This window comes from Desulforapulum autotrophicum HRM2 (genome assembly GCF_000020365.1).
Classification (GTDB): Bacteria; Desulfobacterota; Desulfobacteria; order Desulfobacterales; family Desulfobacteraceae; genus Desulforapulum; species Desulforapulum autotrophicum.
Genome location: NC_012108.1, coordinates 2,036,974 through 2,053,019, shown reverse-complemented (window position 1 = coordinate 2,053,019; position 16,046 = coordinate 2,036,974). Strand labels below are relative to the sequence as shown.

15 protein-coding genes and 2 tRNA genes are annotated in these 16,046 nt (G+C 45.0%); 12 read left to right on the top strand and 5 right to left on the bottom strand.

Annotated features, from left to right (window positions below):
* Positions 1–13 precede the first annotated feature (13 nt).
* On the top strand, positions 14–1,717 hold the full coding sequence (locus HRM2_RS25105) for a putative plasmin-sensitive surface protein (Pls family protein) (RefSeq protein WP_015903686.1): 1,704 nt from the start codon (positions 14–16) through the stop codon (positions 1,715–1,717).
* Positions 1,718–1,758: 41 nt separating this feature from the next.
* On the opposite strand, the gene HRM2_RS08955 is transcribed toward HRM2_RS25105, so the two are convergent.
* Positions 1,759–2,046, bottom strand: coding sequence for an antibiotic biosynthesis monooxygenase family protein (locus tag HRM2_RS08955; protein WP_041273806.1), 288 nt, complete (start codon positions 2,044–2,046; stop codon positions 1,759–1,761).
* Positions 2,047–2,183: 137 nt separating this feature from the next.
* Between HRM2_RS08955 and HRM2_RS08950 the strand changes: the two genes are divergently transcribed.
* Positions 2,184–2,257, top strand: a tRNA-Gln gene (locus HRM2_RS08950).
* A 560-nt stretch (positions 2,258–2,817) separates the two neighbouring features.
* Here the strand turns inward: HRM2_RS08950 and HRM2_RS08945 are convergent.
* The gene (locus HRM2_RS08945) at positions 2,818–4,044 is read right to left on the bottom strand and encodes a DEAD/DEAH box helicase (RefSeq protein ID WP_049770423.1); all 1,227 of its coding nucleotides are present in this window, start codon (positions 4,042–4,044) and stop codon (positions 2,818–2,820) included.
* A 756-nt stretch (positions 4,045–4,800) separates the two neighbouring features.
* On the opposite strand from HRM2_RS08945, the gene HRM2_RS08940 reads away from it, so the two are divergent.
* Together HRM2_RS08940 and HRM2_RS08935 are read left to right on the top strand one after the other, a co-directional pair.
* A tRNA-Sec gene (locus tag HRM2_RS08940) sits at positions 4,801–4,898 on the top strand.
* A 162-nt stretch (positions 4,899–5,060) separates the two neighbouring features.
* Positions 5,061–6,158 carry a tyrosine-type recombinase/integrase gene (locus HRM2_RS08935; RefSeq protein ID WP_015903683.1) on the top strand — a complete coding sequence of 366 codons (1,098 nt, stop codon included), beginning with the start codon at positions 5,061–5,063 and terminating at the stop codon, positions 6,156–6,158.
* 85 nt (positions 6,159–6,243) lie between these two features.
* Here the strand turns inward: HRM2_RS08935 and HRM2_RS08930 are convergent, their stop codons facing one another.
* The 3 genes from HRM2_RS08930 to HRM2_RS08920 all read right to left on the bottom strand — a co-directional run bounded on the left by HRM2_RS08930 (position 6,244) and on the right by HRM2_RS08920 (position 10,060).
* Positions 6,244–6,813: a hypothetical protein gene (locus tag HRM2_RS08930; RefSeq protein ID WP_015903682.1), complete on the bottom strand. Its 570-nt coding sequence runs from the start codon at positions 6,811–6,813 to the stop codon at positions 6,244–6,246.
* Positions 6,814–7,780: 967 nt separating this feature from the next.
* The gene (locus tag HRM2_RS08925) at positions 7,781–9,082 is read right to left on the bottom strand and encodes a hypothetical protein (protein WP_015903681.1); all 1,302 of its coding nucleotides are present in this window, start codon (positions 9,080–9,082) and stop codon (positions 7,781–7,783) included.
* A 372-nt stretch (positions 9,083–9,454) separates the two neighbouring features.
* Positions 9,455–10,060, bottom strand: coding sequence for a recombinase family protein (locus HRM2_RS08920; protein ID WP_015903680.1), 606 nt, complete (start codon positions 10,058–10,060; stop codon positions 9,455–9,457).
* 1,284 nt (positions 10,061–11,344) lie between these two features.
* On the opposite strand from HRM2_RS08920, the gene HRM2_RS08910 reads away from it, so the two are divergent.
* From HRM2_RS08910 to atpE, 8 genes are all read left to right on the top strand, one after another.
* Positions 11,345–11,851 (top strand): acyl-CoA thioesterase, encoded by a 507-nt coding sequence (locus HRM2_RS08910; RefSeq protein ID WP_015903678.1) that lies wholly within the window; start codon positions 11,345–11,347, stop codon positions 11,849–11,851.
* Between the two features lie 14 nt (positions 11,852–11,865).
* On the top strand, positions 11,866–12,357 hold the full coding sequence (gene rfaE2, locus HRM2_RS08905) for a D-glycero-beta-D-manno-heptose 1-phosphate adenylyltransferase (RefSeq protein ID WP_041273804.1): 492 nt from the start codon (positions 11,866–11,868) through the stop codon (positions 12,355–12,357).
* The gene (gene pgeF / locus HRM2_RS08900) at positions 12,350–13,162 is read left to right on the top strand and encodes a peptidoglycan editing factor PgeF (protein WP_232364235.1); all 813 of its coding nucleotides are present in this window, start codon (positions 12,350–12,352) and stop codon (positions 13,160–13,162) included. The genes rfaE2 and pgeF overlap by 8 nt, the downstream gene beginning before the upstream one ends.
* A 13-nt stretch (positions 13,163–13,175) precedes the next feature.
* Complete coding sequence (gene selD / locus HRM2_RS08895; protein ID WP_083776550.1) at positions 13,176–14,222, top strand: selenide, water dikinase SelD; 1,047 nt, start codon at positions 13,176–13,178, stop codon at positions 14,220–14,222.
* Positions 14,223–14,272: 50 nt separating this feature from the next.
* Positions 14,273–14,491 (top strand): AtpZ/AtpI family protein, encoded by a 219-nt coding sequence (locus tag HRM2_RS08890; protein WP_041273164.1) that lies wholly within the window; start codon positions 14,273–14,275, stop codon positions 14,489–14,491.
* 23 nt (positions 14,492–14,514) lie between these two features.
* A complete protein-coding gene (locus tag HRM2_RS08885; protein WP_232364234.1) occupies positions 14,515–14,901 on the top strand; it encodes an ATP synthase subunit I in 387 nt (128 codons plus the stop codon).
* A complete protein-coding gene (gene atpB / locus HRM2_RS08880) occupies positions 14,902–15,591 on the top strand; it encodes a F0F1 ATP synthase subunit A (protein ID WP_015903672.1) in 690 nt (229 codons plus the stop codon).
* A gap of 105 nt (positions 15,592–15,696) precedes the next feature.
* Positions 15,697–15,966: an ATP synthase F0 subunit C gene (gene atpE / locus HRM2_RS08875; protein ID WP_015903671.1), complete on the top strand. Its 270-nt coding sequence runs from the start codon at positions 15,697–15,699 to the stop codon at positions 15,964–15,966.
* Positions 15,967–16,046: the final 80 nt, after the last annotated feature.

Below are 16,046 nucleotides of genomic sequence, written 5' to 3'. Positions count from 1 at the left end.
CAAAAGGGGAACCATGGCTGCAAAAAAGAAAACCACTACAAAAACAAAAACCACTGCTGCCAAGAAAAAATCAGACAAAAAAATGACCAATAACGAAACGGCAAAAAAGCAGGTAACGAAAAAAACCCCATCCAAAACCACGGACAAGAAGGCCGAGAAACAACAACCCGCCGAAGAGGCTGCTAAAAAGGCTAAAGAGCAACGTCTTGCTGAAGAGGCCGCTAAAAAAGCTGAAGAAAAACGCCTGGCTGATGAAGCCGCTAAAAAGGCCGAAGAAAAACGCCTGGCTGATGAAGCCGCTAAAAAGGCCGAAGAAAAACGCCTGGCTGATGAAGCCGCTAAAAAGGCTGAAGAAAAACGCCTGGCTGATGAAGCCGCTAAAAAGGCTGAAGAAAAACGCCTGGCTGATGAGGCCGCTAAAAAGGCCGAAGAAAAACGCCTGGCTGATGAGGCTGCTAAAAAGGCCGAAGAAAAACGCCTGGCTGATGAGGCTGCTAAAAAGGCTGAAGAAAAACGCCTGGCTGATCAGGCCGCTAAAAAGGCCGAAGAAAAACGCCTGGCTGATGAGGCCGCTAAAAAGGCTGAAGAAAAACGCCTGGCTGATGAGGCCGCTAAAAAGGCTGAAGAAAAACGCCTGGCTGATGAGGCCGCTAAAAAGGCTGAAGAAAAACGCCTGGCTGATGAGGCTGCTAAAAAGGCCGAAGAAAAACGCCTGGCTGATGAGGCTGCTAAAAAGGCTGAAGAAAAACGCCTGGCTGATGAGGCCGCTAAAAAGGCCGAAGAAAAACGCCTGGCTGATGAGGCTGCTAAAAAGGCTGAAGAAAAACGCCTGGCTGATGAGGCTGCTAAAAAGGCTGAAGAAAAACGCCTGGCTGATGAGGCTGCTAAAAAGGCCGAAGAAAAACGCCTGGCTGATGAGGCTGCTAAAAAGGCCGAAGAAAAACGCCTGGCTGATGAGGCTGCTAAAAGAGCCATTGAAATCAAAAGGGTTATCAGGGAAATTGCAGAGCAAGAGGCAAAGGAGGCTGAATCTACTGCCAGTCAGGTTCAGAAACAAAACAACACTTCAGACGCCAAACCAAAACCCATGGCAGCTATTCTTGCGGGTATCGCTTTTGTTCTGTTAATTTCACTGGCTGTGGGTGCAAGTATCAACAACTCCAAAAGATTTTACATCAAACAAACCAATGCCGGCGTGGAAATCTGGAAAGGACAATTTTCACCCAAGAACACCCAAAAAGTTATTCTCCTGGAAGGGCTCCACCTGCCGAAAATGACACAGAAGATCTATTCAAAGCAGGAAGTCTTTCCCATTACCTTTAATTATTACCTTGACATGGCAAACACCCTAATCAAAGAACAAGGCCTTCCTGATTTTCAACCAATCATTGACCTTGTGGGCAAGGCCTCTTATTTTGCGACAACCCCAGAGGAGAAAGAAACGATCTCCCTTTATGAAAAAACCATCCATGAAGCTTTGACAAACATCAAGTCAACCAGAATCGTCCTGCCCGGGCAAGTTCAGGAACAAGAAGCCATTCCAGTCTCATTAGAAGCAGCACCGGAAGAACAAAGCGTTCCCGTTCCAGCGACAATCGAACCCTCACTGGAAGAGAAAGACGCTCCAGTAGCAGTAGAACAAACCCATGAAACGGAAAACGCTCCATCAGCAATAGAAGCAACACCGGAAAAAGAACCGTCAGAAATCCATAATTAACGAAACCAAAGGCAGCAGCCCATGGGCTGCTGCCGATTCAGCTACCCATTCGTATAAATTTCAAATTTGGTCTCAGCATCGGTCAATGCATCAATTTTCCCTTGGATGTCTGTCCTTTCCCTGCTCACAAGCCATCGGGTCCAGTCGTCAATGCTCTGCCAGCGACTGACAATAAGGTACTCACCAGGCGTATCAACTCGCTTTAGCGTCTCACCGCCGATATACCCTTTTTGCGCCATGGCAAGCCCCCGGAGTTTAACAAACAACAGATTCAACTCTTTGCTTTTCGATTCCTGGACTTTTCGTTTGATGAGAACTTTTATTGTCATGATTCCTCCCCAAATAATAGTGAGCATAAAACAACCCTTATTAAATTTACCACACTCATAAACATTTGCCACTTTTTTAATAAATATCCTATTGACTCGAAGAGTTGCATAAGGTATAAAGCGTTCATTCAATTCATTGGGTGATCGTCCAATGGCAGGACTACGGACTCTGACTCCGTCAATTAAGGTTCGAATCCTTATCACCCAGCCAGAAATTAAAAGGCTCTTAGCGTAACGCTAAGGGCCTTTATGTTTTAAAAATATTTGGTCCATCATTTTTATATGAAACACTCGCCAAAGCATTGTCAATGAAGGTGTTTCAAAATTCGTTGAGGCTGGAGCCATACCTCGTTCCGGCCGTGCCGGTTTATAAGAAACTCTTGTCGAAACATCATTGTGAAAGTCTCGACTTTAGAGCCCTCTTTGGTTTCCCTGACTGGAACATTGTAAACCAAAGGGGTTAGGATTTTTGCCCTTCCAGGCGTTAAGAAGCGCAGGCTGTTTGAGGACTTTAGCCCGCAGTTCCTGCGCTTTAGTCTGGAAGGGCAGAAATTCCCCCGACGTTTACCGTTCCGGTCAGGGTAACCAAAGAGGACGGAATGGTACTATCGCCTGCCCTGTATCATCGTGTTTCATATTTCGTTGTGTCCGCAGGACATGTGGGTTATATAGGACCTAAAAGTTGTAAGCGGTTGTTGGCTGGATATGCAAGACGACGGGCATGAGGTCATAGTCGCCTACCGCAATTGACCGGCAACGCTGCAGGTTCGGTCAAATAGCGCTCCCGCAGGGCTTCTGGTTTTTAAATTTTTTCGGTTTTTTGGCTCGAAATGGCCGAACATCCAAAATTGACTCGGGTAAAGCAGGAATTGGCTCAAAACCATCAATTATCTTGCGTGTCAACACCATCTTTATCAATCGCTCAATATCGGATAGCTGCTGAAACTCATCAGCGCAAACCAAAGAGATCACCTGGCCGGGGGCACCGGCCCTACCCGTACGGCCCATAAGATGCACATAATCTTCCTTCACATGGGGCAGATCAAAATTGACCACCTGGGGTAGCTGATAAATATCCAACCCACGGGCCGCTATGTCCGTCGCCACCAAAATTCGAACCGTACCCTTTTTAAAATTTTCCAAAGCTTTCGTACGTGCACCCTGACTCTTATCGCCATGGATTGCCGCAGCGTCAATCCCCTCTTTTTCCAAATGACGTACCAACCGGTCTGCACCATTCTTGGTTTTACTGAATACAAGCACCTGCTCCCATTGATTATCGCAAATTAATTTTGAGAGTAATGCCGACTTCTTATTCTGATCCACCGGATAAACCCACTGCTTGATTATTTTCAACACAGAATTGGGAGGTGCAACCGAAATCTCAACAGGATCATGGAGCAGCCCACGGGCCAGATCACGAATCTCATCAGGAAAGGTCGCTGAGAACATCAAGGTCTGACGCTGGTTAGGCAAAAGAGCTATAATTTTCCCAATATCATGGATAAACCCCATGTTCAGCATTCGATCAGCTTCATCCAATACAAGTACTTCCAGCCGGTCAAACTTCACTGCATTTTTGCTGTGGAGATCCAGCAGACGTCCGGGTGTTGCGACCAGCACATCAACACCTCCACGTAATTTCATCATCTGGGGATTTATCTTCACACCGCCAAACACCGCTGTGGAACGTAAATGCAAATGCCTGCCAAAGGTTGTCACGCTTTCACCAATCTGGACAGCCAATTCACGTGTGGGCACCAAAACAAGGGCACGCACCTGATTCGCTTGAACCGGGGCCAGTTTCGAAAGCCGTTCTAAAACAGGCAGAGTGAAAACCAGGGTCTTACCAGTGCCGGTCTGCGCTGCAGCCATCACATCCCTGCCTTTGAGCACAGCAGGAATCGCCCTGACCTGAATAGGCGATGGCGTTTCATACCCCTGCCCAGCCACAGCTTTAACGATAGGGGCAGATAAGCCCAGTGTGGAAAAAGTCATAAAATATTCTCTTATTGATGCAGAGTATGGTCTCAGCAGCAAGTGAATGCAGTTCATTTACCAATTCATTCTTGTTTATAAGGGCTGCCCACCCACAGGGCCTCACGGGATTAACATAAATACAAATCAATATTTGTAGCGCATTTTGTTTGAATTCAAAACCACTTTTCTTTAAGGATTTTTTCATATGGGGACGAGCAGGATTACTCATCATCACAGGTAATGTCGAAAGCAACACTTTGTCCCTAATACCACAAATAACGGTTGGCGTAAAATTTAAGTCATCCTGAAAAAACGCTCAGACAATTCTAAGCAAGCTCAATATCTCTATGTCCGAGGCAATTTCGCTATACTTAGCCCCGGTGTCTCTGCAAAAAGGATTACACCTAAAAGTTGCAAATAAAAAGAGGGGTATCCCCTCCATCAAATTTATATACAGCCAAGGAGACCTCATTGTAGAGACCATGACACCCCCTTTTAAAGCCGAAAAAAGTTCAATAATACCCGCCACAGGCCAATCCCGAAAGTTGAAACAATATTATTTAAGACAATTGAACATAAGATCACATCCTATCTGGCAGAAAAAAACAGAGCCCATACAACCAAAATAGAGACAAGGACCCGGAGTGGCTCATTGCACACAAATGAAGACGAGATAATTTCCAGCTTTTTTCCTGGAATTTAAAATTTTTAATCCCTGTTAAGGGTTGACAAACAAGGCTTATCAGGTATAATCGCTTTTCATCGTCTTGATGCGGAAGTGCGCGGCTCACTGGTGGGGCCCTCGGACTTCAAATCCGATGTGGGGCGCTAAAACCGTCCCGGGTGGGTTCGATTCCCATGCACTTCCGCCATTTCCAACCTATTGAAATCCTTTAGAATACAATCCATACCATACTTCCAACAGCACCTTCCTAATGATGTTCAGTTACCTTATGTTTAACCCGGCTTTTATCATGATAGTTGACTGTATGTTGACTGTGTGACAGAGCCGGAAAGCTATTAAGGATAGGGTTATGGCAATCAATCTGTGCTGTCCAGTATGTTACAAGACGTACAAACTTCAAACATTAAGATGCAAGTGTGGCAACAACCTAAGAACAAACAAACTATTCAAAGTTAGAATCAAGCTCTCCAATGGCAAATGGAAGTCTAAGCAAGTCAACACTCTGGAGCTGGCGAAAAAGGTTGAGGCTAAGTTCAAGACTCAGTCCATTGAAGAAGACGTGTTCAATATTCATAGAGCCCCGGTCATTGATGGGGTATGGAGTAAGTATCTGACGTGGGCAAGCTTAAACAAAAGGTCATGGATTGATGATCGTATAAGATGGGAACTTCACATCTCCGCACACCTAAAGGGGATGAAGATGGACAAGATCACCCCTTCTCATGTTCAGGACATCTTGAACCATATGGCAACTAAAGACACACCTAAGGGCGGCCACTATGCACCAGCCACTATCAAACAGGTTCTTGTCCTTATTAAAAGGGTGTTCAATTGGTCTATGCAGCAAGGATTGTATCAGGGGGGCAACCCATGCAAGTCCGTTGAAGCTCCAATGTTTGACAACAGGATCAATAATCCATTAGACAAATCAGGGCTTAGGTCACTAATGAGTGTGTTGGATACATGGAACAATGAAAGGGCTATCCTGGTCATCAAGTTTGCCCTGTACTCAGGTAAACGTAAAGGAGAGGTCTTGTCATTGACATGGGATAGTGTGGACTTTGAGAATCATCTGCTGACCCTTCAAGCCATGAATACGAAAAGCAAGAAGGCTCAGTCCTTACCCCTTAACAATCATTGTATGACGATCCTTGAGAGGTGTAGGAAACTCAAGGTCTCAGATTATGTTTTCCCTTCTACCCTTGGTAATTATTACAACACCTTTGATGAAACATGGAAGAGGATCAGGAAGAGAGCAGGAATATCAATCAGGTTCCATGACCTGAGACACACCTATGCCTCTTATCTTGCCAGCTCCGGGAAGGTCGATATATACACCCTTAAAGAGCTGCTGGGGCACTCCACGATTGAGATGACACAACGATATGCACATCTTGTGAATGGGGTTTTAAAGAGGGCTGTGTGCGTTGCTGATGAGGTGTTCTGAGTTAGAATACCGCCATTGCTCTTGCTGTTAATACGGCGCTCTGGACTTAATTCCAGCCCATCAGTAGTTCTCTCTCTTCCCTCTCTTATGGGGATTCCGTTTCATTGAGCCATTGGGTTGCAGCAAGAGCAGCATTCTCTATTGGTGTCATATCCTTTTTAGTAAGCTTCAATTCAGGAACTTGGTTAAAGATGAAGGTGCCAATACAAGCCATTTTTTCAGTCACGTCATAAATCAAAGTACTGATACTCTTACCGTCTTCCATCAATTTGAGAACATTTCCTACATGCTGTGCCGATAGCCATGCAAGAGCTCCCCAATTTGTTAACCCTAACGCTTTGTATCGACTGTCAATATCTTTAAATCCACTGGTACTAACAATGAGTTCAAATTGATCAGAAGTTAATGCCTGGCCTATTCCACTATTTTTTTGATATAATTCAAGAGCTGTCTTCAAGCTGCTGTCTTTAAGGGTACCCATTGCATCCATTCTGTCGTTCATCTTCATCAACTCAGCGCCACCCAGCTTCTCAATCTCAGGGTCGTAACCGTACTCCTTATAGAGTCTTGCCTTGATGACGTTCTTTGCTCTGTTAGTATTCCAGATAAAGAAGATTGCTACTGCTGCGATTGCTATGATGGCTGCTGTTCCCATTGTATCTCTCCTTGTTTATCTCTCATGTGAGACTTGGTTGGTTGGGAAAATGACTACAGACATAGAATTAATAAACAGGATGCTGAATAGTGCCACCCTACGCACTGATTGTTTGAAAACTATAAACATTTGCATTGCCCTCAGTTAAGACCACATGATGCCACCAGAACCTTTTAAAATCTTGGACGATAAGTTAGTATCAGCCAGTGGAACTTAAGTAAAGAAGTTTCTATACGCCCTGCACCTGTTGTCATTCTTAGGCTCATTCATCATTGAGGCTTGCCGTCCTTGACTCTCTAAAAAATAACAGATAGAGGCAAGAGAAAAGAGCATAGAGAACCTGGAACAGCATAGAGAGTCCTACACATCAAGAGAAGATAGCTGGGGAACTACTTCTGTGTTCCCCTCTTCACTGGTTAAGGTTTTATAGGATGTTATAGCACTTCAATATATGTAGATAGAAGAAAGCAGTGGCTTGAGCCTTAAGGTACTACCCCTTATATATGCCTCTTCTGCTTCTCTTCTACCCTTGATGATTGATTGCATCTTCTGTACTCTCCATTGCATGGAGCAGGGTTTCAAAAGCAGTAGAATCCCCCTTAGCTTGTCTTGCCTGACTTCCTTGGCATCTTGTTTGTTGTTTGTTCTTGCATCTCTACTCTCTTAAATAGACAAGTACGATGCAGATGAGAATAGCAATCAAAGAACAACAAAGCCGTTGTTGCTTGTTCTCTCTTGCATCGACAAGTATCTTTGGATGGCAGCATGCCAGAATTTTCTATCTTGATTAAGGGTTCTAAAAGTGGCCCTCAAAAGCTATCATTTAAGAATCTTCCTTTAAGGGTCGTGGAAATATAATTAATAAATTCAAATAGTTACATGATCAACTACACCAGCTTGAGTGTCGTTTCAAAACGACATGATTTCATGAATCAAATCTAACATAGAAAACATTGATCTAACATCACTACTCGGGCTTAGCTAACCAGTTTTTGAATAGCTTCTCCATTCTGGGTGAACATATCATAAGCTTTATATGCTTCTTATCCCGAATTGCAGACCTGAATATGTACTGGACAAGCATTGACAATGCGTAGATATCAGGATTGTAAGAGCCATTAGACCTTGCATGCATGTATTTATCAAGGCTTGGTTCAGGGTAATGGTCTACCATGTGTATAACGAAGTCCCGGTCAATCCATTGATTGCTTCCACGTGCATTCATAGGAACCAAACACGTATACATGCTTCTTGGCATCATGTTCTTCTTGGGTACTTTATCGTCATCGGTTTTCATAAAACACTTAAAGCAAGTTATCATGACCCTTTCTATATCGTATTTTTCTCGCTTATAGACTATGTTCCTAATACCATCACAGAAAGACTTTCGTTCTTTATGAGTCATCCTTTCAATAAAGCCCTTGCTGAAGGGCTTGCTCCTTTTATGTTTATTGCAGATGTTCTTCATGTTGGCTGTCATGGGTACAAACTCAATCAATTCCCTGGCTCGTTCCTTTATACTCCTTGCTTCCTCTGGATCAATCTGTTTAATATTGTACTTAATACTATGGCTATTAAAATAGGCATCCATGAAATTCCCTTTGAAAAGATAGGTCATAATCGTGTATTTATCCCCTATTATGAATAGTCTATAGGGTAGCTCATACACAAAGAACTTATCATCAAAGCAGTACAAGGAACCAGATTTAGCTTTACTGATAACCATTTGGTGTTCCTTCTCTCCGTTATAATCATATCCAGACTCTTCATAATCCCATGTTACAAGCCCTGTGCCTGAATCAATACTGATGTATTTTAACTTCATTAAGTTCTCGATTACTTTGGCATTGATACCAACTGATTCAATAATACCGACTTCTTCATCAATAATAATATGATACCCGGCCTCCGCAATAAGCCCCTCAATCTCTGTATCCCAAAGGCTAAACAGGGCATGAGTACAAAGGATGTTGCTCTTATCCCTGAGGAAATTCTTGAATTGTTCTGTCTTCGTACTATTGTTTTCCAATGGCACCTTAAAAGTTAACTCCGGTAGTTTTTCTTGATACCTTTCTATTTCATCAAGCAAAGGCAATACAACCAAATATCTTTCCTCTATGTTCTCCCTGATGTACTTGATCATTCTGGTGGACTTGCCGACTCCACAAATGCCCTCAAGTATTGTAAAGTCAGTGGCTTGAATAGAGGTGTTGAATATCAAGCGCTCTATTGCTGATGTTGATCTTGATGTAGATTTTAATAATGTCATGTATCCTCCTTATGTTTGACTCCCATGAGAGACCTATTAATTAACGAACAAAGAGAGGATGAGCTTTCGCCCTACCAGTCTTTGTCCACTTGATGGCTTTGGTTGGTGTGCTTCTTGATTGGATAGATCTTGTAATTTGCTTATGGAGTGGAGTGGTGGGTGTTGCAGATTGCTGACGATTATCTTTTAGCTCTTATCTATTGATGCAATGTAATGCCATATCAAGGTTGATATGGCAGGTTGTTAATATTTAATCATGGATGTTTTTTGTCACACGTGTGAGACAGAACCAGGCCAGAAATAGAAAAGCCCCAAGCATCTATAGAGACACACTGAGGCTTAAATGGTTAAACAGGTTGTATGTTGTTTATACTATGCTGCTTTCTCCTTACCATTGATGCAACTTAAAACACGGTACAAGGTCGCCCGGCTGATGCTATACTCCTCCATCAAGTCTACTTTCTTCACTAAAGGATTTGCTTCTAACCGGGTCTTAATCTCTGCTACCTGCTCAGGTGCAAGCTTTGCCTTACGTCCGAACTTAACACCTTTGGTTTTAGCTGATTGAATCCCTTCCATCTGACGTTCCTTGATCAAGCTTCTCTCGAACTCAGCAAAGGCACCCATGACCTGTAGCAATAAAGTGTTCATGGGGTTCCCACCATTCTGTTCAAAGGTAAGCTGCTCTTTGATAAACTTGATACTAACACCACGCCCGGTAAGTTCATTGACGATGCACTGAAGGTCAATCAAGTTCCTTGCTAACCGGTCCATGCTGTATATATAAAGGGTATCATTTTCTCTGAGGTACTCAAGGCAGGCTTTTAATTCAGGCCTGTCTGTGGTGGCACCTGATACCTTATCAGTGAACACCTTATCAAGATCAAGAGTGTTGAATCCATCCACCTGTCTGTCTACGTTCTGTCCAGTGCTTGATACCCTGATGTAACCTACCTTCATTCCCTTGGCTGCCTTCATGTCCTTCTCCTTGATAGCTGGTTAATTCATTTACTATGTCCTGTGAAAAAGACCCTAGCAAATCAATCTCAACATGTCTAGGACTATTTGAGAATAACGTTTCTTTTTGTTGAGATAGACTTTGTGAGACACCAAGAGTCCTGTGAATAGGGTACACCTTTTCAGTATCATAATGTATAGCTTGAGAGACACACCAGAGACACCAAGAGGTATGGAGTGTCACCCGGTCAATTGGAGATGAACGAGAAAAGCCCTTGCCCTCACCTGCTCTCAGAGCTCGTATTTGACCTTTTATCAAGGGTTTGCGTGCTGTTTAATGAGTGATATAGGGGTAGTTCAAACGCCTTTATTCGGGCATCAAAAAGGGACTCATGGGGGAATATAATTGTTCGCATTAAGGGGATAACCCATCGTCCATAACTGGACTAAAATTTTTCATCTTATGTTATCTTTTGGTACTACTGATGCTTCCTACCATCTCCAATCAGTGTTGAAGCTGCCATTGTTAGCCTCCTTAAGTTTATCAGTAGACCACAATAAAAGAGACTCTACTTCCATCTATGATGCAATGTAATTGATATTCTAGCATGACTACATATTCTTAACACCCTTCCTATTTATTCCATGAGACAACCTTAATGCTGGGGTTGTTGAAGCTGACCATCTTCATAAACACATCATTCCAGGCTTTACGTATCGGCATAATATGCTATGATGCTTCCAGGCAATGGCAGGTAACTGAACCTACTTAAAGGAAGACTTTGTTGACCGTATGTTGACTGTATTAATGTAAGAGTGCCAATAGGCAGGAATAGCAAGGGACTTACAGGTGCCAAGTCGGGACTTCAAATCCGATGTGGGGCGCTAAAACCGTCCCGGGTGGGTTCGATTCCCATGCACTTCCGCCATCAATTTCATAGTGAAATACCATGAAACACAATCCATATCACAAAACGAGGCTATTTTTTTCAAATGCCCGTCCCCTGTTGAAACCCCTGATGGCTGTTCGCCACTTTAAGATTCCTGCAAATCTCCACACATTTTAAAATAAGAACCAGATGCTGCTTGCAATCCAAAGTCGTATGGTTTACATTTTCTCCCTGGTTATTGAAAGACTTCTCTTTTGTGATCTTTAAGCGGCTCAGAACCATAGAGCCTTTATGATATCCATAAGAATGGTAGACTTTGGGATTCCCCCCAGAAAAGTAAGGGGTTACCCTTTATTAATCACAGGCTATTCATTACTGAAAATTTTCATATCAACACCTGTAACGAGGAACATTTATGAGCCCGAAAACAATCGAAGAAAGCTCGGTGACCCTTTCACAGGTCATGCAACCCCAGGACGCCAATCCCGCCGGGCTGGTCCACGGTGGTGTGATCATGAAACAAATTGACAATGCAGCAGGTGTAGTTGCCGTAAGACACACTAAAAAAATCTGCGTGACAGCCTCCATTGACCGCCTGGACTTTCATAACCCTGTCCAGATTGGTAATCTGGTGACCTTCCAGGCAAGTATCAACAATGTGGGTGAAACGTCCATGGAAATTGGGGTTCGGGTTGAAACCGAAGACCTGCTAACGGGAAAGAAAACCCATACAGGATCAGCCTATCTGACCTTTGTTGCCCTTGGAGACGATTTCAGACCAGTACCCGTGCCACGCCTTAACCTGAAGACCGCCGATCAGAAACGGCGAAACAGGGAAGCTATCAGGCGCCGGAAGGCAAGGCTTGCAGAAAAAAAAAGCGAGAAAATCTGCCAGGACAACGCCAAACACTGTACAGATTGATGGACCACTCCCCCATGGAAAATAAGCTGACAAACAAAATTGTCCTTCGATCTGAAATCAAAGCCATTGCTGAGGCAGAACGGGATAGAAACAAAACAATCGTCTTTACCAACGGTTGTTTTGATATCCTCCATGCTGGCCATGTCAACTATCTTGAGGCCGCAGCCGCCCAGGGAGACATTCTGATCCTTGGACTCAATTCAGATAATTCTGTCCGAAAGATCAAGGGAGACAAGCGGCCCATCATCAACGAGCGCCAACGGGCCCAGGTGATTGCGGCCCTGGCCTGTGTGGACTATGTGGTACTCTTTGACGAGCCCGACCCTGAAGACCTGATAAGAATGGTCGTCCCCCACGTCCTTGCCAAGGGTGCAGACTGGTCCGAGGATAAAATCATAGGCGGTGATTTTGTAAAAGCGAACAACGGCAGGGTTGTAAGAATAACACTGGAACCTGAAATCTCGACCACCCTTATTATTGAAAGGATATTAAAAACCTTTGGATAAAAAACCAGCCACCACAATGGTCAGAGGAAAAAAGGGAACGCTTCACCTTGAATTCAACCCCTTTAGAGCGCTTTCGTTTGTGGTCCATGGAATTTTCACCCGGATGGGCGGGCAGAGCGCCGCCCCTTTTGGCTCCCTTAACGTCGGGCTTTCCACCGGAGACGACAGACAAATGGTGGAAAAGAACAGGCAGATTATCGCTGAAACCCTGGGCAACAGCCCCTGCATCTATCTTAACCAGGTCCACTCAGACACGGTGCTCGTCCTTCAGGGAAGCAGGGACGAGTACACCCGGGACACCGTTGGCGTTCAGGTTGCCGATGCCCTGGTCACCAACATTCCCAACCTTGCCCTTGCCATCCAGGTGGCAGACTGCCAGCCGGTTCTTCTTGTGGACCCGGTAAAAAAGGTGGTGGCCAATATTCATTCCGGATGGAAGGGCAGCATCAGCAACATCATCGGCAAGAGTGTCGATGCCATGTACGAAAATTTTGGATCAAATCCCAAAGATATCCTTGCCGGAATCGGGCCGTCCCTGGGGCCCTGCTGTTCTGAATTTATCAACTACACCCAGGAAATCCCGGCCCACCTGTGGCAGTATAAAGACGAGAAAGACCATTTTGACTTCTGGCGTATCAGTCAGGACCAGCTCATAAACAAAGGTGTCGCACCTGAAAACATTACCCTGGCAGGCGTATGCACCAAATGTTCCGCCGATGCTTTTTTTTCTTACAGGAACAATAACACCACAGGCAGATTCGCCGCCATTATCAAAATAACGTCAACAAGCAAAACCGGACTCTAATTAGAGGGTAAAAATGACACAACAAAATGTATGTTTAACCGAAAAGGTAAAGGCAGCCGGTTGAGGGGCCAAGATTGATCCAGAGGTTCTGGATCGCATTGTAAAAAATTTAAAGGTCAAGAGTCACCCAAATCTCATTGTGGGCCTTGAAACCGGTGATGATGCAGGCGTGTTCCGCATTAACGACACCACAGCCCTGATCCAGACCCTGGATTTTCTGACGCCGGTCACCAATTCACCCTATGAATTCGGGCAGGTGGCTGCGGCCAACGCCCTGAGCGACGTTTATGCCATGGGCGGTGTCCCGCTGACTGCCATGAACATTGTCTGCTTTCCTGAAGAGGATCTTGACGAGGCCATACTCCAGGAGACGCTCCAGGGTGGAATCGACAAAATTGAAGAAGCCGGCGCAACCCTTGTGGGGGGACACAGTGTCAATGACCCTGAGTTCAAATATGGACTGTCTGTCACAGGCCTTGTCCATCCCGACCGGGTGCTGACCAACAGGGGGGCAAGAACAGACGAGGTGCTGATTTTAACAAAGCCCGTTGGCGTGGGCATACTTGCCACGGCAGTCAAGGGAAAGCTTGCCTCTGACAGCCATATAAGAGGTCTTGTCAGCACCATGATCCAGCTCAACAAAATCGCCTGCGAGATCCTCCTTGACTACCCGGTCAGCGCATGCACCGATGTCACAGGATTTGGACTTGTTGGCCACTTGCTTGAAATGGCCCGAGGATCAAAAAAAACCATGCACCTTTTCTCCGACAAGGTACCCGTTATAGAAGGGGCAAAGGAATACGCAATGATAGGTATGGTACCGGCTGGAACCTTTCGAAACCGGTCCTTTTGCAAAAAGGACACAACCATGGACAAGGGTATCGACCCCATTGTTCAGGACCTAATGTTCGACCCACAGACCTCGGGTGGTCTGCTTTTTTCCATTGGTTCAAACAACGCAAAGGCTTGCGTTGAACGTATGAACCAGAGGGGGATTGCCGCCGCAATTGTGGGAACAGTCGGTCAGGACCACTCCTGCGGCAATCTGGTTGTGACATAATTTGTTTTTCACATTGACTTGATAGAATTGATATGGTAATTCCTCCTAAAATGAAAAAAGGGACATCAAAGAACATTAAGGAGCTTGCCTACTACAGCAGTTTAGGACTTTCAGTAGCTATCTCAATTTTTATCGGACTTTTCGTTGGTGTCTGGCTGGACAATAAATTTGACACCACCCCGGTTCTGACCCTTGTGTTTCTTGGACTCGGGATAGCGGCAGGATTCAGGAATCTTGTCATGGCGGCAAAACGGAGCAGAAAGCTTTAGAGATTATGAATATTCAACAGCGCATGATACTTTTTATCTCAAAATCCAACTGGTACATTTTCTGCGTCGTCAGCCTGCTTGCCTTTATCAACACCCCACGACATTTTGCCTTGGGGATCTTCTGCGGCGGCCTCATTGTGACCCTCAACTTCCAGGCCCTCCAGCACACCATCCGTCGGGCCTTCAAGAACAGTTCCCAGGTTGTTGCAGCAGGACGTTCCATCATCCACGGCGTCATCATTAAATACTACCTTCGGTTTATACTGAGCGGGGTAATGTTATTCCTGCTTATTTCAAAAAATATTGTTGATCCGTTAGGCCTCATAGCAGGTCTTTCGGTGGTGGTTGCCAGCTTTTTTGCAGCAACTGCACTTGAATTAACAAGACTCATTATCAAGGAGGCTGTGTAAGTGGAACATCCATATCTATTCTTTGTAAAATTGTTTGAAATGATAGGATTGGGGCATTTTGCCCACAGTAATGTCCATGTCATTTACATGTGGGTTGTCATGGCGATCCTCATCATCCTGGGATGGCTCGCAGGAAAAAACACCCAGATGGTTCCCGGCCCTGTCCAGAACGTTTTTGAGGTTTTGATTTCCGGCCTGGAAGAATTCATGGTGGATGTAACCGGTGAAGAAGGCAGATGGCTGTTCCCCCTTGTGGCGTCCATCTTCTTGTTTGTCTTTTTAGGAAACCTCGTGGGCCTTGTACCCGGTTTCTTTCCTCCCACTGCCAACCTCAATACCACTGCTGCCCTTGCATTGACAGTTTTTGTATTTACCCATGTCATCGGGGTTAAATACCACGGGGCAAAATACTACAAGCATTTCATTGGCCCTGTCTGGTGGATGATACCCATTATCCTTCCCATTGAGCTCATCGGTCACTTTGCCAGAATACTCTCCCTCTCCTTCCGTCTTTTCGGAAACATGATGGGCCATGAGCTGGTTCTCGGAATTCTGTTCGGCCTTGCCGGTGCCTTTTTTGCTCCCCTTCCCATCATGGCACTTGGTATCTTTGTAGCCCTTGTTCAGGCATTTGTGTTCTTCCTGCTATCGGTCATGTACTTTACCGGCGCCATGGAACACGCCCATTGAAAACGAACTAAAGCTGTCAACATGGTGTTGACAGCTGCTTATAGTTATGCGGGGACCGGAAGAAGCCGCATGAACCCAATAATCTTAATGTAACAGGAGAAGAAAATGGATTTTTTTACCGCATGTGTATGGGCCGCAGGTATTGCAATTGGAGTCGCAGCATTTGGTTGTGGTATTGGTCAGGGAATGGGCCTCAGTGGTGCTGTTCAGGGTATCGCACGTAATCCTGAGTCTTCAGGAAAGGTAACCGTTACTCTTTTGATCGGTCTTGCCATGATCGAGTCCCTCTGTATCTATGCACTCGTTGTTGCCCTGATCCTCATCTACGCACACCCCCAGGCTGCTGAGTTTGCAAAGGTTGCAATGGGTCACTAAACCCTGCGACACAAGCTATAGTTTCACCACAGCAAGGAAAGTCTTTCCCACTATGGGACCAGGCTTTCCTTGTTGTCGTT